Source organism: Streptomyces sp. NPDC046379 (assembly GCF_055587785.1).
The window spans coordinates 333,436-359,462 of sequence record NZ_JBVJFP010000004.1 but is presented as its reverse complement, the minus strand read 5'-3'; the positions used below and the strand labels follow the sequence as shown (position 1 = coordinate 359,462).

The 26,027-nt window shown below is 74.7% G+C and carries 22 protein-coding genes; 16 read left to right on the top strand and 6 right to left on the bottom strand.

The window, feature by feature from the left end:
* Positions 1-193 precede the first annotated feature (193 nt).
* From ACZ6KF_RS10605 to ACZ6KF_RS10595, 3 genes are read left to right on the top strand one after another with little or no spacing between them, the layout of a single operon-like run.
* On the top strand, positions 194-2,356 hold the full coding sequence (locus tag ACZ6KF_RS10605; protein ID WP_469238098.1) for an MMPL family transporter: 2,163 nt from the start codon (positions 194-196) through the stop codon (positions 2,354-2,356).
* 53 nt (positions 2,357-2,409) lie between these two features.
* Positions 2,410-3,750, top strand: a complete 1,341-nt coding sequence (locus tag ACZ6KF_RS10600) for a sensor histidine kinase (RefSeq protein WP_469159419.1) — start codon at positions 2,410-2,412, stop codon at positions 3,748-3,750.
* Positions 3,747-4,412 carry a response regulator transcription factor gene (locus ACZ6KF_RS10595; RefSeq protein ID WP_356630269.1) on the top strand — a complete coding sequence of 222 codons (666 nt, stop codon included), beginning with the start codon at positions 3,747-3,749 and terminating at the stop codon, positions 4,410-4,412. The genes ACZ6KF_RS10600 and ACZ6KF_RS10595 overlap by 4 nt, the downstream gene beginning before the upstream one ends.
* On the opposite strand, the gene ACZ6KF_RS10590 is transcribed toward ACZ6KF_RS10595, so the two are convergent.
* Together ACZ6KF_RS10590 and ACZ6KF_RS10585 are read right to left on the bottom strand one after the other, a co-directional pair.
* Positions 4,373-4,687: a DUF6332 family protein gene (locus tag ACZ6KF_RS10590; protein ID WP_469238095.1), complete on the bottom strand. Its 315-nt coding sequence runs from the start codon at positions 4,685-4,687 to the stop codon at positions 4,373-4,375. The genes ACZ6KF_RS10595 and ACZ6KF_RS10590 overlap by 40 nt on opposite strands.
* A 76-nt stretch (positions 4,688-4,763) precedes the next feature.
* Positions 4,764-6,344, bottom strand: coding sequence for an MFS transporter (locus ACZ6KF_RS10585; RefSeq protein ID WP_469238093.1), 1,581 nt, complete (start codon positions 6,342-6,344; stop codon positions 4,764-4,766).
* A gap of 86 nt (positions 6,345-6,430) precedes the next feature.
* Between ACZ6KF_RS10585 and ACZ6KF_RS10580 the strand changes: the two genes are divergently transcribed.
* A complete protein-coding gene (locus ACZ6KF_RS10580) occupies positions 6,431-6,835 on the top strand; it encodes a MarR family winged helix-turn-helix transcriptional regulator (RefSeq protein ID WP_356630263.1) in 405 nt (134 codons plus the stop codon).
* A gap of 195 nt (positions 6,836-7,030) precedes the next feature.
* On the opposite strand, the gene ACZ6KF_RS10575 is transcribed toward ACZ6KF_RS10580, so the two are convergent.
* On the bottom strand, positions 7,031-7,807 hold the full coding sequence (locus tag ACZ6KF_RS10575) for a maleylpyruvate isomerase family mycothiol-dependent enzyme (protein WP_469238091.1): 777 nt from the start codon (positions 7,805-7,807) through the stop codon (positions 7,031-7,033).
* 199 nt (positions 7,808-8,006) lie between these two features.
* On the opposite strand from ACZ6KF_RS10575, the gene ACZ6KF_RS10570 reads away from it, so the two are divergent.
* The 10 genes from ACZ6KF_RS10570 to ACZ6KF_RS10525 all read left to right on the top strand — a co-directional run bounded on the left by ACZ6KF_RS10570 (position 8,007) and on the right by ACZ6KF_RS10525 (position 19,368).
* Positions 8,007-9,266, top strand: coding sequence for an ATP-grasp domain-containing protein (locus tag ACZ6KF_RS10570; RefSeq protein ID WP_356630425.1), 1,260 nt, complete (start codon positions 8,007-8,009; stop codon positions 9,264-9,266).
* A gap of 20 nt (positions 9,267-9,286) precedes the next feature.
* A complete protein-coding gene (locus ACZ6KF_RS10565) occupies positions 9,287-10,132 on the top strand; it encodes a Rossmann-like domain-containing protein (protein WP_356630423.1) in 846 nt (281 codons plus the stop codon).
* A complete protein-coding gene (locus ACZ6KF_RS10560; RefSeq protein ID WP_469159415.1) occupies positions 10,129-11,244 on the top strand; it encodes a PLP-dependent cysteine synthase family protein in 1,116 nt (371 codons plus the stop codon). The genes ACZ6KF_RS10565 and ACZ6KF_RS10560 overlap by 4 nt, the downstream gene beginning before the upstream one ends.
* On the top strand, positions 11,241-12,302 hold the full coding sequence (locus ACZ6KF_RS10555) for a dipeptide epimerase (RefSeq protein ID WP_356630257.1): 1,062 nt from the start codon (positions 11,241-11,243) through the stop codon (positions 12,300-12,302). Before ACZ6KF_RS10560 ends, ACZ6KF_RS10555 begins: the two co-directional genes overlap by 4 nt.
* Positions 12,286-13,542, top strand: a complete 1,257-nt coding sequence (locus ACZ6KF_RS10550) for an MFS transporter (RefSeq protein WP_469238089.1) — start codon at positions 12,286-12,288, stop codon at positions 13,540-13,542. The genes ACZ6KF_RS10555 and ACZ6KF_RS10550 overlap by 17 nt, the downstream gene beginning before the upstream one ends.
* Positions 13,539-14,324 carry a class I SAM-dependent methyltransferase gene (locus tag ACZ6KF_RS10545; protein ID WP_356630253.1) on the top strand — a complete coding sequence of 262 codons (786 nt, stop codon included), beginning with the start codon at positions 13,539-13,541 and terminating at the stop codon, positions 14,322-14,324. Before ACZ6KF_RS10550 ends, ACZ6KF_RS10545 begins: the two co-directional genes overlap by 4 nt.
* A gap of 121 nt (positions 14,325-14,445) precedes the next feature.
* Positions 14,446-16,014, top strand: coding sequence for an ABC transporter substrate-binding protein (locus tag ACZ6KF_RS10540; RefSeq protein ID WP_469238087.1), 1,569 nt, complete (start codon positions 14,446-14,448; stop codon positions 16,012-16,014).
* The gene (locus ACZ6KF_RS10535) at positions 16,011-16,970 is read left to right on the top strand and encodes an ABC transporter permease (protein WP_469238085.1); all 960 of its coding nucleotides are present in this window, start codon (positions 16,011-16,013) and stop codon (positions 16,968-16,970) included. The genes ACZ6KF_RS10540 and ACZ6KF_RS10535 overlap by 4 nt, the downstream gene beginning before the upstream one ends.
* A complete protein-coding gene (locus ACZ6KF_RS10530; protein WP_469238083.1) occupies positions 16,967-17,794 on the top strand; it encodes an ABC transporter permease in 828 nt (275 codons plus the stop codon). Before ACZ6KF_RS10535 ends, ACZ6KF_RS10530 begins: the two co-directional genes overlap by 4 nt.
* Complete coding sequence (locus tag ACZ6KF_RS10525) at positions 17,791-19,368, top strand: ABC transporter ATP-binding protein (protein WP_356630245.1); 1,578 nt, start codon at positions 17,791-17,793, stop codon at positions 19,366-19,368. Before ACZ6KF_RS10530 ends, ACZ6KF_RS10525 begins: the two co-directional genes overlap by 4 nt.
* Here ACZ6KF_RS10525 and ACZ6KF_RS10520 read toward each other — a convergent pair.
* The 3 genes from ACZ6KF_RS10520 to ACZ6KF_RS10510 are packed head-to-tail and all read right to left on the bottom strand — an operon-like array spanning position 19,365 to position 23,150.
* Positions 19,365-20,435, bottom strand: a complete 1,071-nt coding sequence (locus tag ACZ6KF_RS10520) for a FecCD family ABC transporter permease (protein WP_356630243.1) — start codon at positions 20,433-20,435, stop codon at positions 19,365-19,367. The two genes, ACZ6KF_RS10525 and ACZ6KF_RS10520, sit on opposite strands and share 4 nt — an antisense overlap.
* Positions 20,432-21,463, bottom strand: a complete 1,032-nt coding sequence (locus ACZ6KF_RS10515) for a FecCD family ABC transporter permease (RefSeq protein WP_469238151.1) — start codon at positions 21,461-21,463, stop codon at positions 20,432-20,434. Before ACZ6KF_RS10515 ends, ACZ6KF_RS10520 begins: the two co-directional genes overlap by 4 nt.
* A 55-nt stretch (positions 21,464-21,518) precedes the next feature.
* Complete coding sequence (locus tag ACZ6KF_RS10510; protein ID WP_469238081.1) at positions 21,519-23,150, bottom strand: (2,3-dihydroxybenzoyl)adenylate synthase; 1,632 nt, start codon at positions 23,148-23,150, stop codon at positions 21,519-21,521.
* A 146-nt stretch (positions 23,151-23,296) separates the two neighbouring features.
* Between ACZ6KF_RS10510 and ACZ6KF_RS10505 the strand changes: the two genes are divergently transcribed.
* Together ACZ6KF_RS10505 and entS are read left to right on the top strand one after the other, a co-directional pair.
* The gene (locus tag ACZ6KF_RS10505) at positions 23,297-24,658 is read left to right on the top strand and encodes a salicylate synthase (protein ID WP_356630239.1); all 1,362 of its coding nucleotides are present in this window, start codon (positions 23,297-23,299) and stop codon (positions 24,656-24,658) included.
* 8 nt (positions 24,659-24,666) lie between these two features.
* Entirely contained in the window at positions 24,667-25,965 is a 1,299-nt protein-coding gene (gene entS / locus ACZ6KF_RS10500) for an enterobactin transporter EntS (RefSeq protein ID WP_469238079.1), read from the top strand.
* The last annotated feature ends 62 nt before the right edge of the window (positions 25,966-26,027 follow it).

Sequence of the window (26,027 nt, the reverse complement as noted above, 5' to 3'; positions counted from 1 at the left end):
CCGTCCGCCGCGCCAAGCCTCCCGCCCCACCTCGCGCCGCGGTGGCCCCCCTCGCCGCCGTGGCCCCCCTCACCGTCGTGGGCCTCGCACCGCCGCGACCCCCGCGCCCGATCTTCCAGTGGATTTTCCAGCAGGCCTTCCAGCCGTGTGCCCGACCGTGACCGGACGGGAAACACGGTGAAAGGCCCCCCTCATGCTCACTCGGCTCGGCCGCCTGGCCGTTCGGCACAGCCGTGCCGTTCTGCTCGGCTTCCTCCTCGTCTTCCTCGGCCTCGGAGCCTACGGCGCCGGCGCTCAGGGCGACCTCGATCTGTCCCGTTGGGACGCTCCCGGCACGGAGTCCGTCCACGCCGGGGAGCGGCTGCGCGACGACTTCGGCACCGGCAACCCCAATCTCGCCCTGCTCGTCACCGCCCGCGACGGCGACGTGGACAGTCCGGCGACCCGGCGGGCCGCCCGCGAACTGACCGCGGAAATGGAGCAGTTGCCGCTCGTCACGGACGTCACTGCCTACTGGGACGCGGGCAGCCCCGCCCTGCGCGGCGAGGACGGCCGGCGCGCCCTGATCCTGGCCCGCCTCGAAGGCACCGCCACCGAGACGCGCGAGGAACTGGCGGCGCTGTCCCCGGAGTTGACGCGCACGACGCCCGAACTTCAGGTCATGGTCGGTGGGCAGGAGGAGATCTCGCGTCAGGTCGGCGAGCAGGCCCGCGCCGACTTCCTGCGCGCGGAGGCCTTCGCCCTGCCGGCCATGATCCTGCTGCTGATCCTGGTGTACCGGCGCACGGTCGCCGCCCTGCTGACCGTCGCGGTCGGTCTGTTCTCGGTGCTGGGCACGCTCGCCGGGCTGCGGGCGCTGGCGCAGTTCACGGAGGTCTCGCAGTTCGCGGCGAACCTCGCTCTCGTGCTGGGACTCGGACTCGGCATCGACTACAGCCTGTTCGTGATCAACCGCTACCGGGAGGAGCGCGGTGCGGGACACGAGCGGCCGGGTGCGGTGGTCCGGGCGACCGCGGCGGCCGGGCGCACGGTCGTGTTCAGCGGGGTGACGGTGGCGGTGTCGCTGTGCGCGCTGCTGGTGTTCCCGTTCTTCTTCCTGCGTTCGTTCGCGTACGCCGGTGTGCTCGTGGTGGTCGCCGCGGTGGCCGGGGCGGTGCTGTTCCTGCCGGCCGCGCTCGCCCGCTGGGGCCACCGGGTGGAGCGCCCGGCCGCGCCCGCCTCCGGTTTCTGGCACCGCACCGCGCTCGCGGCGATGCGCAGGCCGGTGGCGGCCGGCGGCGCCGTGCTGGCGGTCCTGCTCGTCGCCGCCTCCCCGCTGCTGGGGCTGCGCTTCGGTCTGCCCGACGAGCGGACCCTGCCGGAGGGCACATCCTCGCGGACCGCCTCGGAGATCGTGCACCGCGAGTTCGCGGCCGAGCCGACCGACACCGTGCAGGTGGTTTTCGAGCGACCCGCCGAACCGGCCGCCACGCGCGCGTACGCCGCGGAACTCTCCCGGCTCCCGGGCGTGCACCAGGTCGACGCCCCCGCGGGTGCCTTCCGGGAGGGCCGGCGCGTCGGGCAGGCCCGCCAGGACCGGCTGACTGCGCAGGGCGGCGGGGTGCGGCTGGCCGTCGTACCGGCCCAGGAGACGATGAACGGCGACGTGCCCGCGTTCGTCGAGCGGATCCGGGACACCGCCGCCCCCGCGCCCGTCCTGGTCGGCGGCTACCCGGCCGAGACCACGGACTTCCGCGCCACCCTCCTGGACCGGCTGCCCCTCGCCGTGGCCCTGGTGCTGGCGGCGACGTACGTGATCCTCTTCCTGATGACGGGCAGCGTGCTGCTGCCGGCCAAGGCGACCGTGCTGAACCTGCTCAGCCTCTCGGTGATGTTCGGCTGTCTGGTGTGGGTGTTCCAGGAGGGGCACCTGTCCGGGCCGCTCGGGTTCACGCCGACCGGTTCGATCGAGCCGAGCATCCCGGTGCTGATGTTCTGCGTCGCCTACGGCCTGTCCATGGACTACGAGGTGTTCCTGCTGGCCCGCATCAAGGAGGAGCACGAGCGCACCGGCGACACCGAGCGTGCCGTCGCCGAGGGCATCCGGCGCAGCGCCCCGCTGATCACCGCCGCGGCCGGGATCCTGGCCCTGTCGTTCCTGTCGTACGCCACCGGAGGCGTCGTCTTCCTCAAGGAACTCGGCATCGGCACGGCCGTGACGATCCTCGTCGACGCCACCCTCATCCGCGTGGTGCTGCTGCCGGTGACGATGCGGCTCGCCGGGCGTGCGAACTGGTGGGCGCCCAGGGCGCTGCGCCGGCTGCGGATCAGGGAGGACGCCGAGGCACGGGAGGTACTTCGCCGGGAGTACGTGTGATGTCCCCGGGCGGCTGACGTCGTCGGGGGTGGACGGCGTCTAGCGTGACGGGCATGGAGGAGCAGCGCGTACGCGGACGCCGCCGGTGGACCGTTCCTCGGCCCAGTCCGTGGTCCGGCCGCTTGGAAGAGGAGCGGCCGGCCCGGTGGCCGTGGCGGTCCACGCTGGCGCTGACGGTCTTCGTCGTCGTCGGCTCGCAGTCCGCCGCGCAGGCTCAGGCGGCCGAGCGTGCGGCGCTCGATCCGTTCGCGCGGGTGCTGCTGCTCGCGGCGGCGGGGGTGCTGCTGTGGCGGCAGCGGTGTCCGCGGGCGGTCGTGTTCGGGAACGCGGCGGCGGTGGCGGTGTATCTGGGCGCGGGCTATCCGTACGGACCGGTGCTGCTGACCGTGGCGGTGGCCTGCTTCGGCGCGATCGTGCGGGGACGGCGCCGGGCGGCCTGGGCGGCGCTCGCCCTGCTCTGGGCGACGCATCTGCTGGTCGCCCACTGGCTGTACCGGTGGCTGCCGCCGTCCGGGGACGAGCCCGCCGCCTGGGGGCAGGAGGCCGTGATCGCCGCCTGGGTGGCGGCGATCACGGCGCTGTCGGAACTGGTCCGGGTGCGCAGGGAGCAGCGGGCGCGCGAGCGGGCCGAAAGCGCCCAGGCCGCGCGCCGGCGCGCGGACGAGGAGCGGCTGCGGATCGCACGGGAGCTGCACGACGTCCTCGCCCACAGCATCTCGGTGATCCATGTGCAGGCCGGGGTGGGGCTGGCGTTGCTCGACAGCGACCCGGAGCAGGCGCGCACGGCCCTCACCACGATCAAGGCCGCCAGCAAGGAGGCGCTCGGCGAGGTCCGACAGGTCCTCGACACGCTGCGCACGCCGGGAGACGCGCCGCGCGCCCCGGCGCCCGGCCTGGACCGGCTTCCCGAACTGGTGGAGCAGGCGGCGAGCGCCGGCCTCGCCGTCGAGGTCGAGGGCGAGCCGCCGCGCCTGCCGCCGGGCACGGACCTCGCCGCGTTCCGCATCCTCCAGGAGGCCCTGACCAATGTCGTACGGCACTCCGGTTCGCGGCACGCACGCGTGCGGCTGGACCAGGACGGCGGGGCCCTGCGGCTGCGCGTGGACGACGACGGGCCCGCGACCGGCGCCGAGGCGGGCGGCAGCGGCAACGGGCTCGCCGGGATGCGGGAACGGGCCGCCGCGCTGGGCGGCGCCATCGAGGCGGGACCGCGGCCGGACGGCGGCTTCAGGGTGCTCGCCGTCCTGCCGTTGCGGGACGGGGACGACGGGGGACGAGGCCAGGGCAGGGACCGGGACAGCGGGGCGGGGCCGGGAGACCGGAGGCAGCGGGAAGGCGGGAGCGACCGGAGCGACCGGAGAGACCGGGATGAGCCCAGGACGGAGACACCGTGATCCGCGTACTGCTCGCCGACGACCAGGCACTGGTCCGGGCCGGGTTCCGGGCGCTGCTGGACGCCCAGCCGGACATCGAGGTCGCGGGGGAGGCGTCCGACGGCGAGGAGGCCCTGCGCGGCGTGCGCGACCTGCGGCCCGACGTCGTCCTGATGGACATCCGCATGCCGGTCCTCGACGGACTCGCCGCGACCCGGCGGATCACCGAGGACGAGGCGCTCGCCGACGTCAGGGTGGTCATGCTGACCACGTTCGAGCTCGACGAGTACGTCTTCGAGGCGATCCGTTCGGGCGCGTCCGGCTTCCTGGTGAAGGACACCGAGCCGGAGGAACTTCTGCGCGCGGTGAGGGCCGTGGTGGCGGGCGACGCGCTGCTGTCGCCCGGCGTGACCCGCAGGCTGATCGCCGAGTTCGCCGCCCGTTCCAAGGAGCCGGCGGCGGCCGGCGCCCTGGCCGCGCTGACCGAACGGGAACGGGAGGTGATGGCCCTGGTCGGCATCGGCCTGTCCAACGAGGAGATCGCCCGCCGCCTGGTCGTCAGCCCGCTCACCGCGAAGACGCACGTCAGCCGTACGATGGTGAAGCTCGGCGCGCGGGACCGGGCCCAACTGGTCGTGCTGGCCTACGAGTCGGGACTCGTACGGCCCGGATGGCTCGGCTGATCCGGATTCCGGGCCACCGGCGGCGCCGCTGCCCTGCCATGGCGCCACAGGACGCCGATCACCCGCGCCGTGAACACCACCGCCGCGAGCACGGACCCTGCCCGCAGCAGCAACGTCTCCACGGGGCCCGGCAGTTCGAAGAGCCACGCAGGCCCGGCCACCGCGCCCAGCAGCACCGCCGCCGCGAACGCCCCGCTGCACAGGGCGTACCCGATCTCGACGGTGATCGCGTCCCGCTCGGCCTGGCCGCGCCGCCGTCCCCCGTACTCGGTCATCTTGCGAGTCAAGCAGGCGTGTGCCCGGCAGGGCAAGCAGACCCTGCCGGGCACACGCGGGGCGGAGGGGTCCCCCTCAGTCGCGGACGGAGACCCGTGCGACTGCCGCCTCCTTCTCGGTGGAATCGGTGGAATCGGTGGAATCGGTGGGCTCGTTGGACCCGGTGGCCTCCGCAGGACGGGTCGACTCGGTGAACGCCCCGGAACCGGCGGATTCGTCGGACCCGGCTCCGACGGCCGACGGACCGGCGGGGCGGGCGCGCAGTCCCGACAGGGCGATCAGCAGACCCGCCACCGCGACGCCGGTCACCACGATCAGGCCGGGTCGGTAGCTGTCGAGGACGGCCTGCGGGGTCGGGTCCTCGGGGGCGCCCGCGGTCACCACGGCCGTCACGATCGCCAGGAAGATCGCGCCCCCGACCTGGACCGAGGTGTTCAGCAGCCCGGAGACCATGCCCTGCTCGTGGTCGTCGACACCGTTGGTGGCCTGGATGTTGAGCGAGGGGAAGACCAGGGCGCAGGCGGCGCCGATCAGCAGCATGCTGGGCAGGACGGCGACGGCGTAGACCGGGTCGAGGTCGACGCCGAGGAACAGTGCGTATCCGGCGGTCATCAGTGCGAAGCCCACCGCGATGAGCCGCGGCGTGCCGAACCGGTCGACGATCGCGCCCATCTTCGTGGCGGACAGCGCCACGAGCGCGCCGGCCGGCAGGAAGGCGAGCGCCGTGTGCAGCGCGGACCAGCCGAGCAGGGACTGCATGTACAGCGTGACCAGGAACTGGAAGCCGACGTACGAGCCGAAGAACGTCATGGCGCCGAGCTGGGCGCGGATCTGCACGCCGGAGCGGAGCACGCCGAGCCGGATCAGCGGGCCGGGCGAGCGGCGCTCCACCGCGAGGAACACCGTCAGCAGCACGGCGACCGCGAGGAACGACAGCAGCGTACGGGCGGAGGCCCAGCCGACCTCGGGCGCCTGGACGACGGTGAAGACCAGCAGCAGCATCGAGGCGGTGCCGAGGACGGCGCCGGGGACGTCGTAGCCGTTGTGGTCGCGTTCGCGGGCGCTGCGCGGCAGCAGCTTCAGGCCCGCGGCCAGGGCGATCAGCGCGATCGGCGCGGGCAGCAGCATGGTCAGCCGCCAACTGGCCTCGGTGAGCAGGCCGGAGAGCACCAGGCCCATGGAGAAGCCGGTGGCCGCGCAGGTGGTGTAGATGGACAGGGCGCGGTTGCGCAGCGGGCCCTCGGGGAACGTCGTCGTGATGATCGACAGGCCGGCCGGGGCGGTGAACGCCGCGCTCAGGCCCTTGATGAACCGGCTGGCGATGAGCAGCGGGCCGGAGTCGACGAGCCCGCCGAGCAGTGAGGCGAGGGCGAAGACGGCCAGCGCGACCAGGAAGACCTGGCGCCGGCCCAGCAGGTCGGCGGTCCGGCCGCCGAGCAGCAACAGGCCGCCATAGCCGAGGATGTAGCCGCTGACGATCCACTGCAGGGCCGAGGTGGACAGGTCGAGGTCGGAGGCGATGGACGGCAGGGCCACGCCGACCATCGACACGTCGAGGGCGTCGAGGAACATCGCGGCGCAGAGCACCAGGAGGGTGCCCCACAGCCGGGGGGTCCAGCGCCCCTCGGACGCGGAGGCGGTGAGCGGAGAGGTCATGACCCCAGAGATTACATGCGCATGCATTGGATGCAAGCGCATTTAATTCGGGTGCAATGAATTCACCGCTCTGCTACCGTGCCGTCATGGCGGCGAAGAAGGCCGAACAGGCGCTCGTGGAACAGTGGCGAGGGATCCTCGCCGTACATGCGCGCACCTCGTGCGAGCTCGACCGTGCGCTGCACCGGCACGGCCTGTGCGCCAGCGACTTCGAGGTGCTCGACGTCCTGGCGGACGGCTGCGGATTCCGCGTGCAGGAGATCGCCGAGCGCGTTCATCTCAGCCAGAGCGCGCTCTCCCGGCTGATCGCCCGTCTGGAGAAGGACGGGCTCGTCGTGCGCGGCATGTGTCAGGAGGACCGGCGCGGCGTCCGCGTCGCCCTCACGGAGAAGGGCCGGGCGCTGCACGGCGAAGTGCTGCCGGTGCAGCGCTCGGTGCTCACTCGGATGCTCGCGGGCCCCGCCGGCGATTCGGGCGAAGCGGCGCGGTAAGGGCGCGCGGGGGAGCGCCCGGTCGTACGGTCGCTCGCACTCCCGCCGCGGTGGGGCCGGTGCATGGCCGGACGGCCGTCGAGCGTTCCGGCTCCAGCTGGGCCGCGTGGTCGGACGGCTGCCGAGCGTTCCGGCCCCAACCGGGCCGCGTGGTCGGACGGCCGCCGATCGTTCCCGGCCCAGTGGGCCGCGCGGTCAGACGACCGCCGAGCGCTCCCGCCACAGTTCGGCCAGTGCGGGGTCGCCGGTCACCTTCGGCACGGGAAGCCGGTTCCACAGCGCCACGTACAAGCGCTCGGCCGGGCCCGACAGTTCGCACTGCGCCTCCCCGGACTCGCCCCGCGTGGCGACGGGCGGCTGCGCCGACAGCCGTATCGTCCACACCGCGTCGACGTCCGTGGCGCGCACCCGCAGCAGCCGGGGCTCGTCCGTGCGGACGCGGCTCTTGGCGCGGGCGTGGAAGCCGCGCAGCAGTTCGTCGATGCCGTCCGCCGCGAAGCCGGCGTCCAGCGGATCCGGGGCGGGGGCGCCGGGCAGGGCGGCGGCGAGGGCGGCCTGGGCGTCGAAGCGGTGCACGGCCGTCTCGTGGGCCTGCCGCCGGGTCCAGAACGCCAGCGGGGTCGGGGCGGGCAGGAACGTCCAGCACTCCACGTCGGACGGCGCCGCGGCGAGGGTCTCGACCAGCCGGCCGTGACACGCGCGGTACCAGTCCAGCAGTTCCGCGCCGTCGAGATGCCGGGGCAGGTCCTCCATGGGGCGCGGCGACGGATGCCGGTCCGCGACGAATCCGGCGGCCCAGCGGTGCACGACGCCGGTGTGCAGCAGCAGGTCCCGCACCGTCCAGCCGGGGCAGGTCGGCACCGCCGTGTCCGTCCCGGCCCGCTCCGCCGCGGTGGCCAGCAACTCGCCCTCGCGGCGCAGCGCTTCGAGGAAACGGCCCGTCGTGTCGTCGATCTCCATGTCCGTGTTCATGCGGGGAGTCTGCCTGACGGAGCGCGTTCCGGGACACGTGGTTTTCCTCCCGGGCGCGCGGGACGACCCGAAAACGAGACGACCAATGACAATGGGAACCGTTGTCGATAACGTGTCCAGCGCACCGCCCGGAGCCTGGCGCATCAGGCCTCATCGGGCTGCCCTGACATGCCCGTCTCGCGCTGTGAAAAGGGGAATTGTGGGTCATCTGCTGGTGGTCGAGAGCTGGGTCGGCTCGATGAGCAGGCTGCTGCCGCGTGCGATCCGGGAGAGCGGGCACGAGTTCACCTTCCTCACCCGGGACCTGCACCACTACCTGAGAGCGGCCCCGGAGGGAGCAGCGCATCCCCTGCTCGGCGCGCGCAACGTGATCACCGCCGAAACCAACGACGGCGAGACCCTGCTGCCCTTCGTGGAACGCCTGCACGGGGTGCTCGGGTTCGACGGCGTGATCACCTCCTGCGACTACTACCTGCCGACCGTGGCGCGGATCGCCGGCCGGCTCGGACTGCCCGGCCCCGGCCCCGAAGCGGTCGAGAACGCCTGCCGCAAGGACGCCACCCGCCGGGTCCTCGCCGACGCGGGGCTTCCGCAGCCGAGGTTCGCGGTGGAGGAGGAGTGGGCCGCCGTCGCCCGCGCCGCACGGGAGATCGGCTACCCCCTCGTCGTCAAGCCGGTCGACCTGTGCGCGGGGATGTTCGTACGGCGCGTGGACGACGAAAGCGAACTCGCCGCCGCATGCCGTGCCCTGGGCGACTTCCCGGTCAACGCGCGCGGACAGCGGCGCGCGCCCGTCGTCCTGCTGGAGGAGTTGCTCGACGGACCCGAGGTCAGCGTCGAGACCGTGTCCCACGACGGGGCCGTGCACGTCGTCGGCGTGACCGACAAGAGCATCGGCGGGGCGCCCGCCTTCATCGAGACCGGGCACATGTTCCCCGCCGCACTGCCGGCCGCCGACACCGAGGCCGCCGAACAGACCGCGCTGGGCGCGCTGAAGGCGCTCGGCCTGACGGACGGGGTCGTGGCGCACACCGAGATCAAGCTGACGTCCGCCGGCCCACGCGTCGTGGAGGTCAACCCGCGCCCCGCCGGCAACCGCATCACCGAGCTGGTCCGCCACGTCACCGGCATCGACCTGGCCGCCGCCTGCGTCGACGTCGCCCTCGGCCGCACGCCCGACCTGCGGCGCACCGACACCGGGCTGCGCAGCGCCGCGATCGGGTTCCTGGTGCCGGACACCGGGGGAGTCCTCGACACGGCCCCCGACGCACGCCGGCTGCTGGACGAGCCCGGTGTGCTGGAGGTCCAGCTCGCCGAGCCGGGCCGGACGGTCAAGGCGGCCGGCAGCAACAACGAATACCTCGGACACGTCATGGCCGCGGACTCCGGGGGCCTCGGTGCGCGCGACCGGGCCGAGGAACTGCTGGCCGCGGTGCGGGCGGAGCTGGTGATCCGGTGACCGGCGCCGTCGGCACGACCATCGGGCGCCCGCCGTCCTCCCCCGGGCTGCGCGGCCTCCAGGACCTCGTCGACCGGGCCCGCGCAGGTGAACTCGGGCCCGACCCCGAGGACTTGCGCATCGCCGTCGCCTTCCTCACCCTGCAGGCCGTGCGACACGACGGGCGGGGCACCGGCTACCGCAACGAGGTCCTCAGCCTGCGCCTGGCCGAGGTCGTCGGCTCCTGCGCGACCGAGCCCGGCGCACTGCCCGGCACAGCGCTGGAAGACTGCGTCGGCGCCGACGTCGCCCGGCTGCTGGACCATCCGCTCGCCCCCGTCCGGGTGGCCGCCCTCGACGCCTACCTGATGCACCTCACCCCGCACACACCCGCCCACGGCGCCCGCCCGCTGGCTCTCGCGGCCGGATCGTCGCTGGAGAAGTCCCGGGCGCGGGCCAAGGCGGTCGTGGAACTGCTCGACCTGCCCGCCGGCGCCACGGTTCTCGTCGTAGGCGTCGTCAACTCCCTGCTGGAGGCGCTGCGTTCGCGCGGGCTCCGCTACGTCCCGTGCGACCTCAAGGGCGGCGTCACCGAATGGGGCGAGCCCGTCGTCGCCGACGCCCTCGCCGCCGCCGGGCGCTGCGACGCGCTGCTGGTCTCCGGGATGACGCTCGGCAACGGCACCTTCGACGCCCTGCGCGGGCACGCGATGACGCACGGCAAGCAGCTGGTGATGTTCGCGCAGACCGGCAGCGCGATCCTGCCCCGTTTCCTGGGCGACGGCGTGAGCGCGGTGTGCGCCGAGCCGTACCCCTTCTTCTGGCTGGACGGCGGACCCGGCGCCGTCCACCGCTACGGCGGACCCTGTTCGGAGGACGCCCGATGACCACCACCGCCCCCGTACGCCCCGCCGGCCGCGGCGAACTGCTCGCGCTGCTCGGCCGCACCCCCCTGGCCCGCATCACCGCCGACCTGCCCGGTCCGCACCCCGGCTTCTGGGCCAAGCTCGAAGGGCTCGCCGCGGGCGGAATGAAGGCGCGCGCCGCCGTGTCGATGCTGCTCGGCGCCCGGGAACGCGGCGAACTCCGGCCCGGTGCGCCGGTCGTGGAATCCACCTCCGGCACCCTCGGCCTCGGCCTCGCCTTCGCCGGACAGGCCCTCGGCCACCCCGTCGTCCTCGTCGGCGACAGCGAACTCGAACCCTTCATGCGGCAGTTGCTGCGCTCGCACGGCGTCCGTCTGGAGATCGTCGACCGGCCCGCCGCGCGCGGCGGCTGGCAGGCGGCCCGGCTGACCCGGCTGCGGGAACTGCTCGCCGCGCTGCCGGGCGCCTACTGGCCGGACCAGTACAACAACCCGGACAACACCGCGGGCTACGCCTCCCTTGCCGCCGAACTCGCCGCACAGCTAGACCATCTGGACGTCCTGGTGTGCAGCGTCGGCACGGGCGGTCACAGCGCCGGCATCATCGGCCCGCTGCGCCGCCACTGGCCCGCCCTGCGGCTCATCGGCGTCGACGCCACCGGCTCCACCATCTTCGGCCAGCCCGCCCGGACCCGGCTCATGCGGGGCCTCGGCAGCAGCATCCACCCGCGCAACGTCGCCTACGACGCCTTCGACGAGGTCCACTGGGTCGGCCCCGCCGAAGCGGTGGACACCTGCCGCAGACTCGCGCGCGGCAGCTTCGTCAGCGGCGGCTGGTCCACCGGCGCGGTCGCCCGCGTGGCCGCCTGGGCCGCCCGCGTCCACCCCGGCGCGGTCGTCGCCACCGTCTTCCCCGACGGGCCGCACCGCTACCTGAGCACCGTCTACGACGACGACTTCACCACCGCGCACGGCCTCGACCCGGCCACCGCCGCCACCCGCCCCGTCGAGATACCGCATCCCCGCGCCGCCGAGGCAACCGGCTGGGTCCGCTGCACCCGCGTCACCGACCCGCTGAAGGCTCCCGGGGCCGCACGGCCCGCGGGGACCGACACCTTGGAAGAGAACCCGTGAAGGCCACCCTGCGCACCGTGCGCCTCGAACTGACCGAGCCGCTGCGCATATCCCGCTCCACCATGTCCGCCCGCGACGCCGTCCTGCTCACCGTCGAGCACGACGGCCTGAACGGCCACGGCGAGGCCGTCACCAGCGTCTACTACGGCCTGGACACCGGCACCCTGGAGCGCCTGCTCACCGCCGCCGGCGACGGTCTGGCCCGCTTCCCGGACCCCGAGACCGCCCTGGCCGCCCTGCGCGAGGGCGACCCGGCGCTCCACGACCACCCGCCCGCCGTGACCGCCGCCGTCGAGGCCGCCCTGCTCGACCTGGCTGGCAAGCGCGCCGGCAGCCCGGTCCACCGCCTCCTCGGCGCCCCGACCGCGCCCTCGGCCCCCACCGCCCGCACCATCGGCATCACCGCGCCCCGCCACGCCGCCGCCGAGGCCCGCGGACTGGCCGCCGCCGGCTTCGAGATCCTCAAGGTCAAGGCGGGCGCCGCCGACCCCGAGGACGACGTCGCCCGCATCCGCGCCGTCCACGACGCCGCCCCCGGCGTCCGCCTCCTCCTCGACCCCAACGGCGCCTGGACCCCGGACCAGGCCGACGCCCTCCTGCCCCGGTTCGCCGAACTCGGCGTCGAAGCCGTCGAACAGCCCCTCGCCCCCGGCGATCCCGAGGCGCTCGCCGCCCTCGCCGCCCGCTCGCCCCTGCCCGTCATCGCCGACGAGGACGCCGTGGGCCTCGCCGACGCCCGCCGCCTCGCCGGACGCGTCCACGGGGTGAACGTCAAGCTCGCCAAGTGCGGCGGCGTCCACGCGGCCCTGCGCATCGCCGAGGCCCTCGAAGGCAGCGGCACGGAGCTGATGCTCGGCTGCCTCACCGCCAGCACCCTCGGCATCGCCCCCGCCGTCCACCTCGCCGACCGCGCCCGCTGGGCCGACCTCGACGGGCATCTGCTGCTCGCCCACGACCCGTGGACCGGCATCGGCGGCGAGGACGGCCGCGTGCGCGCGAGCGACCTGCCCGGCCTCGGCGTCGAACCGAGGGAGGTGAACCGTGCAGACGTGGCGTGAGGTCCGCACCTTCCCGCTCGCCGTCCGGCTGCTCCTGGTCAATCAGCTCGGCGTCAACACCGGCTTCTACCTGCTCGTCCCGTACCTGGCCACCCATCTCACCGAGAACCTCGGCATGTCATCGGCCGTCGTCGGCGTCGTCCTCGGCGTGCGCAACCTCAGCCAGCAGGGCCTGTTCATCGTCGGCGGCTCCGCGGCCGACCGGCTCGGCGCACGCGGCGTGATCATCGCCGGTTGCGGTCTGCGGACGCTCGGCTTCGGGCTGTTCGCGCTCGGCGACGGTCTGCCCGTGCTGCTCGCCGCCTCGGTGCTCAGCGGCCTCGCCGGGGCGCTGTTCAACCCCGCGGTGCGCGCCTACGTCGCCCAGGAGGCGGGGGAGCGCAAGGCGGAGGCGTTCGCGCTGTTCAACGTGTTCGCGACGGCCGGGGCGCTGATCGGGCCGCTGCTCGGCAGCCTGCTCCTCCTCGTCGACTTCCGCACCTCCGCCCTCACCGCCGCCGGCGTCTTCGCCGCCCTCACCGTCGCCCAGGCGCTGGTGCTGCCCGCACGGGAGACCGAGCCGAGCGGGTCGGGGGTGCTGGCGGACTGGCGGGAGGTCGTCGGCAACCGCGCCTTCGTCGCGTACGCGCTCGCCATGGTCGGCATGTTCACCCTGGAGAACCAGCTCTACCTCCTCCTGCCCGCCGGCGCCCGCGAGGCCACCGGCTGGGACGGCGCGGCCGGCCTGGTCTTCCTCGTCGGCACCGTCGCCAACCTCACGCTGCAACTGCGCCTGACCCGCGTGCTGGGGAGCCGCGGCAGCCGCGGCCGTTGGATCGCGGCGGGTCTCACCCTGATGGGCCTCGCCTTCCTGCCGCCCGCCCTCGTCGCCGGCTCCCCGGCCGGCGGACCGCTCGCCGCCGTCGCGGTCCTGACCGGCGTGCTGCTCCTGTACATCGGTCTGATGGTCGCCTCGCCGTTCGTCATGGAGCTGATCCCCGGCTTCGGCCGGCCCGGACTGACCGGCACCTACTACGGAGTCTTCTACGTCGTCTCCGGTGTCGCCGCCGCCGTCGGCAACACCGTCGTCGGCTGGACCATGGACACCGGCGAGAGCGGCGCCGCCTGGCTGCCCTGGGTGTGCTGCGCGCTGTTCGGACTCGCCTCCGCGGCGGCCGTGGCCCGGCTGCACCGGCGCGACGCGCTGCCCGTCCGCCCCGAGCCCGCCGTGCCGGCGACCCCGCAAGGGAGCCCCCGATGAACCTCCTCACCGACAACCCCCAGCTGTACGAGGCCCGTTTCCCCGACCCCGAGCGGCTGGCCGCCCGCTGGACCGAGGACTGCCTGCGCCGGCACGGCGCCGGTCCCCGCGTGCTGGACCTCGGATGCGGCACCGGACGCGACGCCGCCCATCTGCACCGCGCAGGGCGCACCGTGACCGGCGCCGACCTGTCCGAGGCGATGCTCGCCCACGCCCGCGAGCATCACCCCGGGCCCGACTACGTCCGCGCCGACCTGCACGGATTCGACCTCGGCCGGGCCGCCTTCGACGCGGTGACGTGCCTGGACAGCGCCCTGCTGTACTGCCACACCAACGACCAGCTCGACGCCTGCCTCGCCTCCTGCCGCCGCGCCCTCGCACCGGGCGGCCTGCTCGTTGCCGAGATGCGCAACGGCGCCTACTTCCTGGGCCGTACCGACCTGCTCGACGCGCCGAGAACCGACAGCTTCACCTGGCAGGGCGTCACCCACCGCTCCACGACCACCCTCACCGTCGACCGCACCGCCCAACTCCTGCGCCGTGTCCGCGTCTGGACCCGCGACGACGGCTCACCTCCCCTCGCCCAGCGGTCCGCCTGGCGGCTGCTGTTCCCGCAGGAGCTGCGGTACGTCCTCGCCGCCCACGGTTTCGAGGTCCTCGAACTCTTCGACGGCCCCGGCCCGCGCAGCGAACCGCCCTGGCAGGAGGGCCGGCTGCCCGGCGCCACGGCCGACGGCGACCGCCTGCACGTCGTCGCCCGCCTGACCCCCACCCCCCACTGACGCGTTCGTTCCCACCGCACCATTCGCTCCACCGCTCCACCGGATCCATGCGATCCATCGGATCCATGCGATCCATCCGCATGTCCGAACCATCCGCACCCCACCACCCCAAGGACCGCTCATGGACCACCGACACTTCCCCGGCCTGCACAGACGCGGCTTCCTCGCCGCCGCCTCCGGCACCGCCGCACTCGCCCTCACCGGCTGCGGAGGCGGCGACGCCGACGACCGTCCGGCGGACGGCGGCGACGCCAAGCCCCGCCGCGGCGGACGCCTGCGCGCCGCCTTCGCCGGGGGCGGCGCGAGCGAGACCCTCGACCCGCACCTCGCCAACCTCTTCGTCGACGTCGCCCGCGCCAAGGCGCTCTTCGACAAACTGGCCGACTACGGCCCCGACCTCGCCGCCGAGCCCCGCCTCGCCTCCGGCTGGGAGTCCAACAAGGCCATGGACCGCTGGAAGGTCACCCTGCGCCCGGCGACCTTCCACGACGGCCGCCCGGTGACCGCCGCGGACGTCCTCTACAGCTACCGCCGGATCGCCGACCCCGAGCAGGCCTTCCGTGCCAAGGCGTCCCTGGAGCCCATCGACCTCGACGCCAGCCGCGCCGACGGCGAGCGCGGCATCGAGTTCGTGCTCAAGCGGCCCACGGCCGAATTCCCCAACGTGCTCGCCGCGTTCGGCGCGTACATCGTCCCCGAGGACGCCGCCGACTTCGCCGAGCCGATCGGCTCCGGCCCCTTCCGCTTCGTGTCGTTCGCGCCGGGCCGCTCGGCCGTCGTCCGCCGCTACGACGACTACTGGGACGGCGCCCCCTACCTGGACGAGCTGGAGTTCGTCATCGCCAACGAGGAGTCGGCGCGCGTCAACGCCCTCCTCGGCGGGCAGGTCGAGTACGCCCACGAACTCAACCCCACCACCGGCCGCGCCCACGAGGGCAAGGGGCAGATCGAGATCGTGCGGCTGCGCAACAGCGCCATGCAGGCCTTCGCGATGAAGACCGACCGGCCGCCCTTCGACGACAAGCGGGTGCGGCAGGCGTTCTTCCTCATCGCCGACCGGCAGGAACTGGTCGACGGCGCGCTCGCGGGAGCCGGCGAGATCGGCAACGACCTGTTCGGAAAGGGCTACGAGTACTACGCCGACGGCCTCCCGCAGCGCGAGCAGGACCTCGACCGGGCCCGCGCCCTGCTCAAGCAGGCCGGCGCCGAGAAGCTCAAGGTCACCCTCGACACCTCCGCCGTCGCCGCCGGCTTCACCGAGGCCGCCAGCATCTTCCGCGACCAGGCCGCCAAGGCCGGTGTCACCGTCGAGGTCAAGATGGGCAGCAAAGAGTCCTACTGGAGCGACATCCTCGACTCCGGCACCCTGTCCTGCTACCGCTCCGGCGCCATGCCCATCGAGGCGCACATCTCCCAGCGGCTGCTCACCGACTCCACCACCAACGCCACCAAGTGGCACCACAAGGACTTCGACGCCCTCTACCAGCAGGCCCAGTCCACCCGCGACCGCGCCGAGCGCGCCGCCGTCTACGAGCGGATGCAGCGCCGGCTGCACGCCGAGGGCGGCTTCCTGGTGTGGGGCTTCGCCGACTGGATCCTCGGCACCGCCCGCACCGTGCGCGGCGTGGAACGCGACGCCCCCGCCAACACGCTCGACTGGGCCCGGTTCGACAAGGTCTGGCTGGCGTGAGACCGGGCGGACTGCGCTCCTTCGTCGCCCGGCGGCTGCTGCTCGGAGTGGCGCAGACGGCAGCCGTCGTGCTGCTCGTCTTCGCCCTCACCGAGGCGCTGCCGGGCGACGCGGCGGTCGCCCTCGCCGGCGACCAGCCCGACCCGGCGCGCATCGAGGCCATCCGGGAGGCCATGCACCTCGACCGGCCGGCGCACGAACGGCTCGTCGACTGGGCGGCCGGGCTGCTCCACGGAGACTTCGGCACCTCCCTGACGTCGGGTCGGCCGGTCGCCCAGTACATCGCCGACGGCTTCGGGCCGACGCTGCTGCTGGCCGCCCACACCGTGGTGCTGCTGGTGCCGCTCGGATTCGGCCTCGGCGTGCTGGCCGCACGGCACGAGGGAGGTCCGGTCGACCGGATCGTCAGCGCCGTCGCCCTCGCCGTGTACGCGGTGCCGGAGTTCGCGCTCGGGGTGCTGCTGGTGACCGTCCTCGCCCTCCAGTGGGGCTGGCTGCCGCCGACCGCCGTGGGCTACGGCACGGACCTGCTCGCCCACCCGGCCGCGCTCGTCCTGCCGGTGCTGGTGCTGCTGTCCCGGCCCGTGTGCTCGCTGGCCCGCCTGGTGCGGGCCGGCATGGTCGACGCGCTGGCCGCCCCGTACACCGTCCACGCCCGCCGCTACGGCATCGGCGCCGCCCGCGTCCGCTACACCCACGCACTGCCCAACGCCCTCGCCCCCGCCGCCCAGCAACTGGCCCGCACCGTCGACTGGTTGCTCAGCGGCGTCATCGTCGTGGAGGCCCTCTACGTGATCCCCGGACTCGGCACCGTCCTGCTCAACGCCGTCGCCGAACGGGACGTGCCGGTCGTGCAGGGGCTCGCCGTGGTGTTCGGCGTGCTGACCGTCGTCCTCAACCTCGGCGCCGACCTGGTCGCCCACCGGTTCGCGCCCCGGGCGGGGGTGGCCGCATGAGCCGCGTGCCGCGCTTCGCGCTCGGGGCCGTCGTCGTCGCCGTACCGCTGACGCTGGCGTTGCTCGGACCGCTGTTCGCGGGGGAACCGGGGCCGCGCACCGTGTCGTTCACCCTCGGCGACGGGCACTGGCTGGGCACCGACTTCGTGGGCCGGGACGTGTGGCGGCAGGTGCTGCACGGCGGCCGGCCCGTCGTCCTGACCGCCCTCGCGGCGACCGCCCTCGCCTACGCGATCGCCCTGCCCCTCGGCCTGATCGCCGCGCTCACCCACCGGCGCCTGCTGGAGGACCTGCTGATGCGCCCGCTGGACGTGCTGCTGGCGGTGCCGTCGCTGCTGCTGATCCTGCTCGTGGCGTCCGTGGTCGAGCCCGGCGCGGTCGGGCTGGCGCTGCTGGTGGCGCTGGTCAACATCCCGGACGCGGCCCGGATCGTCCGCGCCGCCGCCACCGAGGCCGCCGCCCGGCCCGCCGTGGAGGCGCTGCGCATGCAGGGCGAGACCTGGTGGCGGATCGCCGTCGGCTACGTCGGCCGCGCCACCTTGCGCACCCTCGCCGCCGACGCGGGCGTGCGCCTCACCGGCGTGCTCTACCTGGTGGCGACGGCCGCGTTCCTCGGCGTGGGCGTCGCGCCGGACGCCGCCGACTGGGCGGTGATGGTCGACCGCAACCGCACCGGCCTGTCCGTGCAGCCGTGGGCGGTCGTGGCGCCCGCGCTGCTGATCGTCGCCCTGACCATGGGCGCCAACCTCCTGTTCGACGCGGCACTGGACGGACGGAGCACGGACGGCGCCCGTGCGGGACGTGAGAAGGAACGATCGACGTGACCCATGAGCCCGGCGCACCGCGCCCCGTCGCCGAGATCCGCGGCCTGCGCGTCGAGATCGGCGGACGTGCCGTCGTCGACGGCGTCGACCTGCGGGTCCTGCCCGGCCGGGTCACCGCCCTCGTCGGCACGTCCGGCAGCGGCAAGACCACCACCGGCCTCGCGCTGCTCGGCGAGTACCCGCCGGGGGCCCGCGTCACCGGCGAGGTGCGCGTGCCGGACGGCGGCCCCGTCGGCTACGTTCCCCAGCAGCCGGCCTCCGCCCTCAACCCGGCCCGCCGGGTCTCGGCGCTCCTCGACGACATCGCCCGCGCCCGGGTACGGCACCTGCCGCGCCGCGAGCGCGGCGCGGCGGCCCGCGCCCAGGTGCTGCGCGCCCTGGCCGACGCCCAGCTCCCGGACGGCGAGGCCCTCCTGCGCCGCTACCCGCACCAGCTCTCCGGCGGCCAGCAGCAGCGCTTCGTCCTCGCCCAGGCGCTGCTGTCGGGCGCCCGCGTCGTCGTCGCGGACGAACCGACCACCGGACAGGACGCGTCGACCAAACGCCGCATCGTCGAGGAACTGGCCGCGGTGGCCGCGAAGGGCATCGCCGTGGTGCTGCTCAGCCACGACCTCGACGTGGTCCGCGCCCTCGCCGACGACGTCCTGGTGCTGCGCGCGGGCCGCGTCGTGGAGTCGGGCCCGCCCGAGCGGTTGTGGCTCGCCCCGCGCCACGAGTGGACCCGTCGGCTCCTCGGCACCGGCACACCGGCCCAGCCGCACGAACCGCACGCCGGCGCAACGGTCCTGGAGATACGCGATCTGACGGCACGCCACTCGGGTCGGGCGGTCCTCCGGGCCCCCCGTCTCGACCTCCACGCCGGGGAATGCCTCGCCGTCGTCGGCCGCTCCGGCAGCGGCAAGACCACGCTCGCCCGCTGCCTCGCCGGGCTGCACCGCGAGCACACCGGCGAGATCCTGCTGGACGGCCGCCCGCTCCCGGCCAGTCTCCGCCGCCGGAGCCGGGATCAACTGGCCGCCGTGCAGTACGTGTTCCAGGACGCCCGCGCCGCCTTCGACGAGTTCCGCCCGGTGCTCGGCCAGGTCGCCCGTACCGCCGTACGACTGCGCGGAGCCGACGAGGCGACGGCCCGCGCCGAGGCCCTCGCGCTCCTGGCCCGCCTCGGTCTGCCCGAGGAGTCGGCGCTCCGGCCGCCCGGCGCCCTGTCCGGCGGCGAACTCCAGCGTGCCGCCCTGGCCCGCGCACTGCTCGCCCGGCCCCGGGTGCTGATCTGCGACGAGATCACCTCCGGCCTCGACACCGTCACCCGCCGCGGCCTGCTCGACCTGCTGGCCGGTCTGCTGCGCGAGGGCGCCGGCCTCGCCCTCGTCCTCGTCACCCACGACCTGGACACCGCCCGCGCCGCCCACCGGGTCGCCGTGGTGGAGGCGGGCGAGGTGGTGGAGCAGGGGCCGGCCGAGAAGATCCTGGCCGACGAGCGGTACGCGTTCACGGCCGCCCCCCGGGGGGCGGTCCTGGACCGGCCGCCGCCGGAAGCCGGTACCGGACCGGCCGGGGCCGGGTGCCGGTCCTAGATCCGCCCCGCCCTCCGCTGCCGCCGCAGCAGCAGCCCCAGGTACAGGCCGCCGATCACCGCGGTCACCACGCCCACCGGCAGCTGGGCCGAGTCGTGGACGCGCTGGGAGGCGAAGTCGGCGGCGACCACGAGGAGGGCGCCGGTGCAGGTGGCGGGCAGGAGGTTGGGGCCGGGCGCGGCGGTCAGGCGGCGGGCCAGCTGGGGGGCGATGAGGGCGACGAACGGGACGGGACCGGCCGCGGCGGTGGCGACGGCGCACGCGGCCGTGCCGAGGACCAGAATCGTCAGCCGGGTGCGCTGCACGGGCACGCCCAGGCCGCCCGCGACGTCGTCGCCCATCTCCAGGACGCGCAGCCTGCCCGCCGCGAGCAGCACCAGCGGGAGCACCACGGCGAGCCCCGCCGCGGCCGGGCGGACGTCCTGCCAGCCCCGCCCGTTGAGGCTGCCGTTGAGCCACACCATGGCCTGCGCCGCCTCGGTGAAGCGGGCTCTGGCGAGGAGGTAGGCGTTGACGCCCTGGAGCAGGGCGCTGACCCCGATGCCGACCAGCACCAGGCGGTAACCGTGGATGCCGCGCCGCCAGGCCAGTGCGTACACCAGCACCGCGGTGGCCAGGCCCCCTCCGACCGCGCCGAACGCGATCCGCGCCCCGCCGCCCCCGGCGACCAGCACCACCAGCAGGCCCCCGGTGGCGGAGCCGTAGGTGAAGCCGACGATGTCGGGGCTGCCCAGCGGATTGCGGGTCAGGCTCTGGAACAGCGCGCCGCTCAGCCCGAGCGCCGCGCCGACCAGGACGGCGGTCAGCAGCCTCGGCAGCCTGAGCCGGCCCACGACGAAGTCGGTGCGCCGGCTGCCGTTGCCGAGCAGCGTGCGCACCACGTCGGCCGGGGAGATCGTGTACTCGCCGGTGCCCAGGGCCAGGACGCCCACCCCGGCGGTCGCGGCCAGCACCAGTACGCACACCGTCACCGCGCGGACGTCGACGCGCAGCGACAGCCGCTGCGCGGGACTGCGGACGACGCGGGAGCGGGCGGGGGCGGCGGGGGCGCGGTGCGCGGTCGTCATGCCCCCACCGTCCGGCGGTGGCGGACCAGGGCGATGAACACGGGTGCGCCGATCACGGCGGTGACCACGCCGGCGTCCAGTTCGTCGGGGCGGACCACGATCCGGCCCAGGACGTCGGCGTACAGCAGCAGCGCGGGGGCCAGCAGCATGGACAGCGGCAGCGTCCAGCGCTGGTCGGCGCCGGCGATCATGCGGGCCATGTGCGGGACGGCCAGGCCGACGAAGACCAGCGGGCCGACGGCCGCGGTGGCCGCGCCGCACAGCAGCGTCACGGCCAGCAGGCCGACGCCGCGGGTGCGGGAGACGTGGGCGCCGAGGGCGCGTGCGCTGTCGTCGCCGAGCGCGAGCGCGTTCAGGGGCCGGACCAGCGCCAGCGCCAGGGCGAGGCCCACCGCGACGAACGGCGCGAGCGCGCGCAGCGTGGCGTCGTCGGCGCGGGCCAGCGAGCCGACGCTCCAGAACCGCAGCTGGTCCAGCGTCTGCGCGTCGAGCAGCATCGCCGTCTGGCTCACGCCCGTGAACACCGCGGCGATCACCGCGCCGCTCAGCGCGAGGCGTTCGGGCGTGGCCCCGCCGCGCCCGCCGGACGCCAGCGAGTACACCAGCGTCCCGGCCACGACGGCGCCCAGCAGCGCGAACCACACCGATGCCCACAGGCTGGTCAGCCCGAGCGCGGTGACGGCGAGGACGACCCCGGCGGCGGCGCCCGCGTTGACGCCGAGCAGCCCCGGATCCGCGAGCGGGTTGCGGGTGAGGGCCTGGATGAGCGCGCCCGCCACGCCGAGGGCGGCCCCGGCGGCGACCCCGGCGAGCGTGCGCGGCACCCGTACGTCCCACACCACCGCCCTCGCCGTGGAGCCGTCGTCGTGCAGCAGCGCGTCCCAGACCACGGACACCGGCAGGGAACGGGATCCGACGGCCAGGCTGAGCAGGACGGCGGTCGTCAGCAGGAGCAGCGCGCCGGCCACGGCCAGGGTGCGGGTCGAGGCGCGGCGGCGCGCGGCCCGCGGGGACGGCCGGTGCGGCAGGCTCGCGAGACGGGCCCCGGCCGGTGTGCGGGCCCCGGCGGGCGCCCGGTCGGCCTCAGCCGGCACCGCCGCCCTCCTCCGCGCGCAGCCGCTCGGCGATCCGCCGGCCCAGCGCCTTCTTGTCGGTCTTGCCGACGGAGGTCCGCGGTAAGGAGTCCATCAGCTCCACCCGGTCGGGCAGCTTGTAGGCGGCGAGACCGCGTTCGGTGAGGAACTCGGCGAGCTGCCGCTGCGTCGGGGCCCGGCCGCGCGGCACCAGGCAGGCGCAGGTGCGCTCGCCCATGGTGTCGTCGGGGACGCCGACCACGGCGGCGTCGTGCACGCCGGGGTGGGCCAGCAGGTGGTCCTCCAGCTCCTCCGCGGAGATCTTGTCTCCGCCCCGGTTGATCTGGTCCTTCTCCCGTCCCTCGACGACCAGATGACCGGAGGGCAGCACGCGCACCAGGTCGCCGGTGCGGTAGAAGCCGTCCTCGGTGAAGGCGCGCGCGTTGTGCTCGGGCGCCCGGAAGTAGCCGCGCAGGGTGTAGGGGCCGCGGGTGAGCAGTTCGCCGGTGGCTCCCGGGGGAACGTCGCGTCCGTCGGCGTCCACGACCCGGATCTCGTCGGCGGGGGACAGCGGCCGGCCCTGGGTGCCGGTCACCAGGCCGGCGGGGTCGTCCAGGCGGGTGTAGTTGAGCAGCCCCTCGGCCATGCCGAAGACCTGCTGGAGGGCGCAGCCGAGAACGGGGCCGACGCGGGCGGCGGGCTCCGCGCCGAGCTTGGAGCCGCCGACCTGGAGCAGTTCCAGCGAGGACAGGTCGGCGTCCTCCCACTCGACGGCGTCCAGCCACAGCAGGGCGATCGGCGGGACCACGGCGGTGACGGTCACCCGCTCCCGCTCGATCAGCGCGAAGGCGTCCTCCGGGCTGGGCGTGGGGGAGAGCACCACCGTGCCGCCGGCCGCCAGGGCGCCGAGCAGGCCGGGGCAGGCGAGGGCGAAGTTGTGGGCGGCCGGCAGGACGACGAGGTAGACGGTGGACTCGTCGAAGCCGCAGACCTCGGCGCTGCCCCGGACGTTGTAGGCGTAGTCGTCGTGCGTACGGGGGATCAGCTTGGGCCTGCCGGTGGTGCCGCCGGACAGCAGCAGCACCGCGACGCCGGCCGGGTCGGGCTCGGGCAGCGGCACGGGCTCGGCGTCCAGGCCGGCGAGCGGGGTGAACTCGGCGGGGTCACCGTCCACCAGGACGTGCGCGACGGACGGCACCGCCTTGCGCAGGGCGCGGGCCAGGACGCGATGGTCGTAGCCGTCGTGCACGTCGGGGATCGCGCAGGCGGTGGCGCCGGCGACCTCGGCGACGTGCGTGATCTCGCTCTCGCGGTGCGCGGGGAGGGTCAGCACCGGGATCGCGCCCGCCCTGAGCAGAGCGAAGAACAGCACCACGAAGGCGTCCGTGTTGGGCAGTTGGACGACCACCCGGTCGCCGGCGCCGATGTCGAGCCGGTGCAGACCCGCAGCCGTACGGTCGGCGCGCCGGTCGAGTTCGGCGTAGGTCCAGCGGTGGCCGGCGGCGTCCACGAGGGCGGTGCGTCCGGGGGAACGTACCGCCCGGTCGCGCAACAGCCGGTCCAGCGGCCTGCCCTGCCAGTAGCCCGCGGCGCGGTAGGCGGCCGCCGCCGCGTCCGGCCAGGGCACCCAACCGTCGAGCATCCTCAACTCCCGCCTGCCGATGAGGAAAGGCTTACCTAACGTCCTTTCGGGGTCAAGCCTGTCGGCGTTCTGGACGGGCCGTCCGCGCGGGGCTAGGGTCGTCTCTCGATTAGGTTAGGTTAACCTAACTCAGGGAGGTAGGTCCCTTGCTGCGTTACCGGAGCGCGGAGACGGAACTGCCGGGTGATCCTCTCCGAAGGGCCGCGGAACTGGCCGAGTCGGACCTGTTCGACCAGTACGTGCTCTACGAGCGGGACGGCGACTGCTGGTTCGCCGGGGGAGCGCTCGCCGAGATCGTGGCCGACCGCTCCACAATCCGCAGCCGCCGCCCGGCCGCCGGGAAGACCGGCGCCGGCCCGGAACGCCCGCCCGCCGAAACCACCGCCCCCGTCGGCCCGCACCCTCTCGGCCAAGTCCGCGACCTCCTCGCGGAGTTACCCGTGGAGGGCTGGAACGCCTACGGCTGGACGGCGTTCGAGCTCTCCCACCTGTACGCCGGACGCCCCGACCGGGCCGGCGAGCACGACCTGCTCCACCTGATCGTCCCGCACAGCGAGGTGGAGCTGCGCCGGGACGGCACCGCCCTCGTGCGCAGCGCGGACGAACCCACCCTCGCCGCACTCCTCGCCCTCCTGCGCGTGCCCCCCGCGCCCCGAAGTCCCGCCCCGCCCCGGCCCGTCGACGTGGCCGACGCCGACGGCACCTACCCGGACCTGGTCGCCCGCGCGATCGAGGAGATCAGGACCACCGGCCTGCAGAAGGTCATCCTCTCCCGCGCCGTCCCCGTCCCCTTCCCGGTGGACTTCGCCGCCACCTACCTCCACGGCCGCGCGCACAACACCCCCGCCCGCTCCTACCTCCTCGACCTCGGCGGGCGGCGGATCACCGGGTTCAGCCCCGAGACCGTGGTCGAGGTCGGCGCGGACGGCGAGGTCGTCACCCAGCCGCTCGCCGGCACCCGCGCCCGCGGCCTCGGCGACGCCGAGGACGAGCGGCTGCGCGCCGAACTCCTCGCCGATCCCAAGGAGATCTCCGAGCACGTGCTCTCCGTGAAGCTGGCCGAGGAGGAGATGGCGACCGTGTGCCGGCCGGGCTCCGTGTCGGTGCGCGACCTGCTGAGCGTGCGCCGGCGCGGCAGCGTCCAGCACCTCGGCTCCAGCGTGCACGGCACGCTCGCCGCACCCGCCACCGCCTGGGACGCCCTGCGCGCGGTCTTCCCGGCCGTCACCGCCTCCGGCATTCCCAAGGCCACCGCGTACGACTGCATCGCCCGCCTGGAGAAGGAGGCGCGCGGCGTCTACGGCGGCGCCGTGCTCAGGGCGTCCCACTCCGGAGCCCTCGATGCCGCCCTCGTGCTGCGCAGCGTCTTCGAGCAGGACGGCCGCACCTGGCTGCGGGCCGGCGCGGGCGTCCTCGCCGGCTCCACCCCGGCCCGGGAACTGGAGGAGACCCGCGAGAAGCTGCGCAGCGTCGCCCCGTACGTGGTTCCCGCCCGGGACCGGGGCTAGGGGGCGGCGTGCGGCTGGGAGAAGTGGTCGTCGACGTCGCTCCGCTGCGCTCCGGCAGGAACTTCCGGCTGGTGTTCGCCACCCAGGCGATCTCCATGGTCGGCACCCATCTGACGTCGGTCGCGGCGAGCGTGCAGGTCTACGACCTGACCGGATCCTCGCTCGAGGTCGGCCTGATGAGCCTGGTGCTGGGGCTGTCCCTGCTCGTCGGGCTGGTCGCGGGCGGGCTGCTCGCCGACCGGGCCGACCGGCGCCGGATCGTCCTGGTCACCCGCGCGCTGACCGCGCTGGTCATCGCCGCCCTGGCCGTCAACGCAGCCCTGCCCGAGCCGCGGGTGTGGTTCGTGTTCGTCGCCGCCGTCCTCGCCGGACTGACCGGAGGGCTCGGCGGACCCGCTCTCATGGCGGCGACCCCCGGCCTGGTCGCGCCCGGCCAACTCGCCGCCGCCGGCGCGCTGATCACCCTCACCGCCCAGCTCGGCGCCATGGCCGGCCCCGCGCTCGCGGGGCTCGTCGCGGCCGGGCCGGGCGTGGCGATGTGCTTCGCGATCGACGCGGGGATCTACGTCGTCGGCCTCGCGCTGCTCGCGCCGCTGCCCGCACTGCCGCCCGAGGGCGCCGGCGAGGCCCCGCATCCGCTGCGGGCCATGGCGCAAGGCGTGCGCTTCGTGCGCGGCAACCAGGTCGTGGCCGGACTGCTGCTGATCGACGTGTGCGCCGTGGTCTTCGCCATGCCCTACGCCCTCTTCCCCGAAATGGCCGCCGAGCACTTCGACGGCGGCGCCTCCACCGTCGGCCTGCTCTACGCCGCCCCCGCCGTCGGCTCCTTCTGCTCCGCCCTGACCAGTGGCTGGGCCGGCCGTGTGCACCACACCGGACGGGCGCTGATCGGCGCGGTCGGGCTGTGGGGCGCCGGCATCGCCTGCTTCGGACTGAGCCCCGACCTGTGGCTCGCGCTTCTCTTCCTCGCCCTGGCCGGATTCGGCGACACCGCCTCCGAGATCCTGCGCCGGGCGCTGCTCCAGCACCACACGCCCGACCGCCTCCAGGGCCGGGTCGGCAGCCTGTGGCTCGCCCAGGCCACGGCCGGCCCCTCCGTCGGCAACCTCGAAGCGGGCCTGGTGGCACGGGCGCTCGGCTCCTCGGCGGGCGCGGCGGCGGTCGGCGGGCTGGTCTGCCTCGCGGGCGTGGCCGCGCTCGCCGTGGCCATGCCGCAGCTGCGCAGGGCCACCCTGCAGGGGCCGCCGGCCACCGAGGACCGCGAGCCCGCCCCGCCGGCCGAGGCCGCCGACCGGCCCACGCCGTAACCACGTCCCGACCCAGGGGGGCTCGGTGCACCGCACCCCGCGCAACAGCAGGAACCAACGAG

Excerpts from the sequence above, each read along its gene's own strand:
- ACZ6KF_RS10605 (WP_469238098.1), top strand. The coding sequence starts at position 194 with ATGCTCACTCGGCTCGGCCGCCTGGCCGTTCGGCACAGCCGTGCCGTT.
- ACZ6KF_RS10600 (WP_469159419.1), top strand. The coding sequence starts at position 2,410 with ATGGAGGAGCAGCGCGTACGCGGACGCCGCCGGTGGACCGTTCCTCGG.
- ACZ6KF_RS10590 (WP_469238095.1), bottom strand. The coding sequence starts at position 4,687 with ATGACCGAGTACGGGGGACGGCGGCGCGGCCAGGCCGAGCGGGACGCG.
- ACZ6KF_RS10585 (WP_469238093.1), bottom strand. The coding sequence starts at position 6,344 with ATGACCTCTCCGCTCACCGCCTCCGCGTCCGAGGGGCGCTGGACCCCC.
- ACZ6KF_RS10580 (WP_356630263.1), top strand. The coding sequence starts at position 6,431 with ATGGCGGCGAAGAAGGCCGAACAGGCGCTCGTGGAACAGTGGCGAGGG.
- ACZ6KF_RS10575 (WP_469238091.1), bottom strand. The coding sequence starts at position 7,807 with ATGAACACGGACATGGAGATCGACGACACGACGGGCCGTTTCCTCGAA.
- ACZ6KF_RS10560 (WP_469159415.1), top strand. The coding sequence starts at position 10,129 with ATGACCACCACCGCCCCCGTACGCCCCGCCGGCCGCGGCGAACTGCTC.
- ACZ6KF_RS10545 (WP_356630253.1), top strand. The coding sequence starts at position 13,539 with ATGAACCTCCTCACCGACAACCCCCAGCTGTACGAGGCCCGTTTCCCC.
- ACZ6KF_RS10540 (WP_469238087.1), top strand. The coding sequence starts at position 14,446 with ATGGACCACCGACACTTCCCCGGCCTGCACAGACGCGGCTTCCTCGCC.
- ACZ6KF_RS10530 (WP_469238083.1), top strand. The coding sequence starts at position 16,967 with ATGAGCCGCGTGCCGCGCTTCGCGCTCGGGGCCGTCGTCGTCGCCGTA.
- ACZ6KF_RS10520 (WP_356630243.1), bottom strand. The coding sequence starts at position 20,435 with ATGACGACCGCGCACCGCGCCCCCGCCGCCCCCGCCCGCTCCCGCGTC.
- ACZ6KF_RS10510 (WP_469238081.1), bottom strand. The coding sequence starts at position 23,150 with ATGCTCGACGGTTGGGTGCCCTGGCCGGACGCGGCGGCGGCCGCCTAC.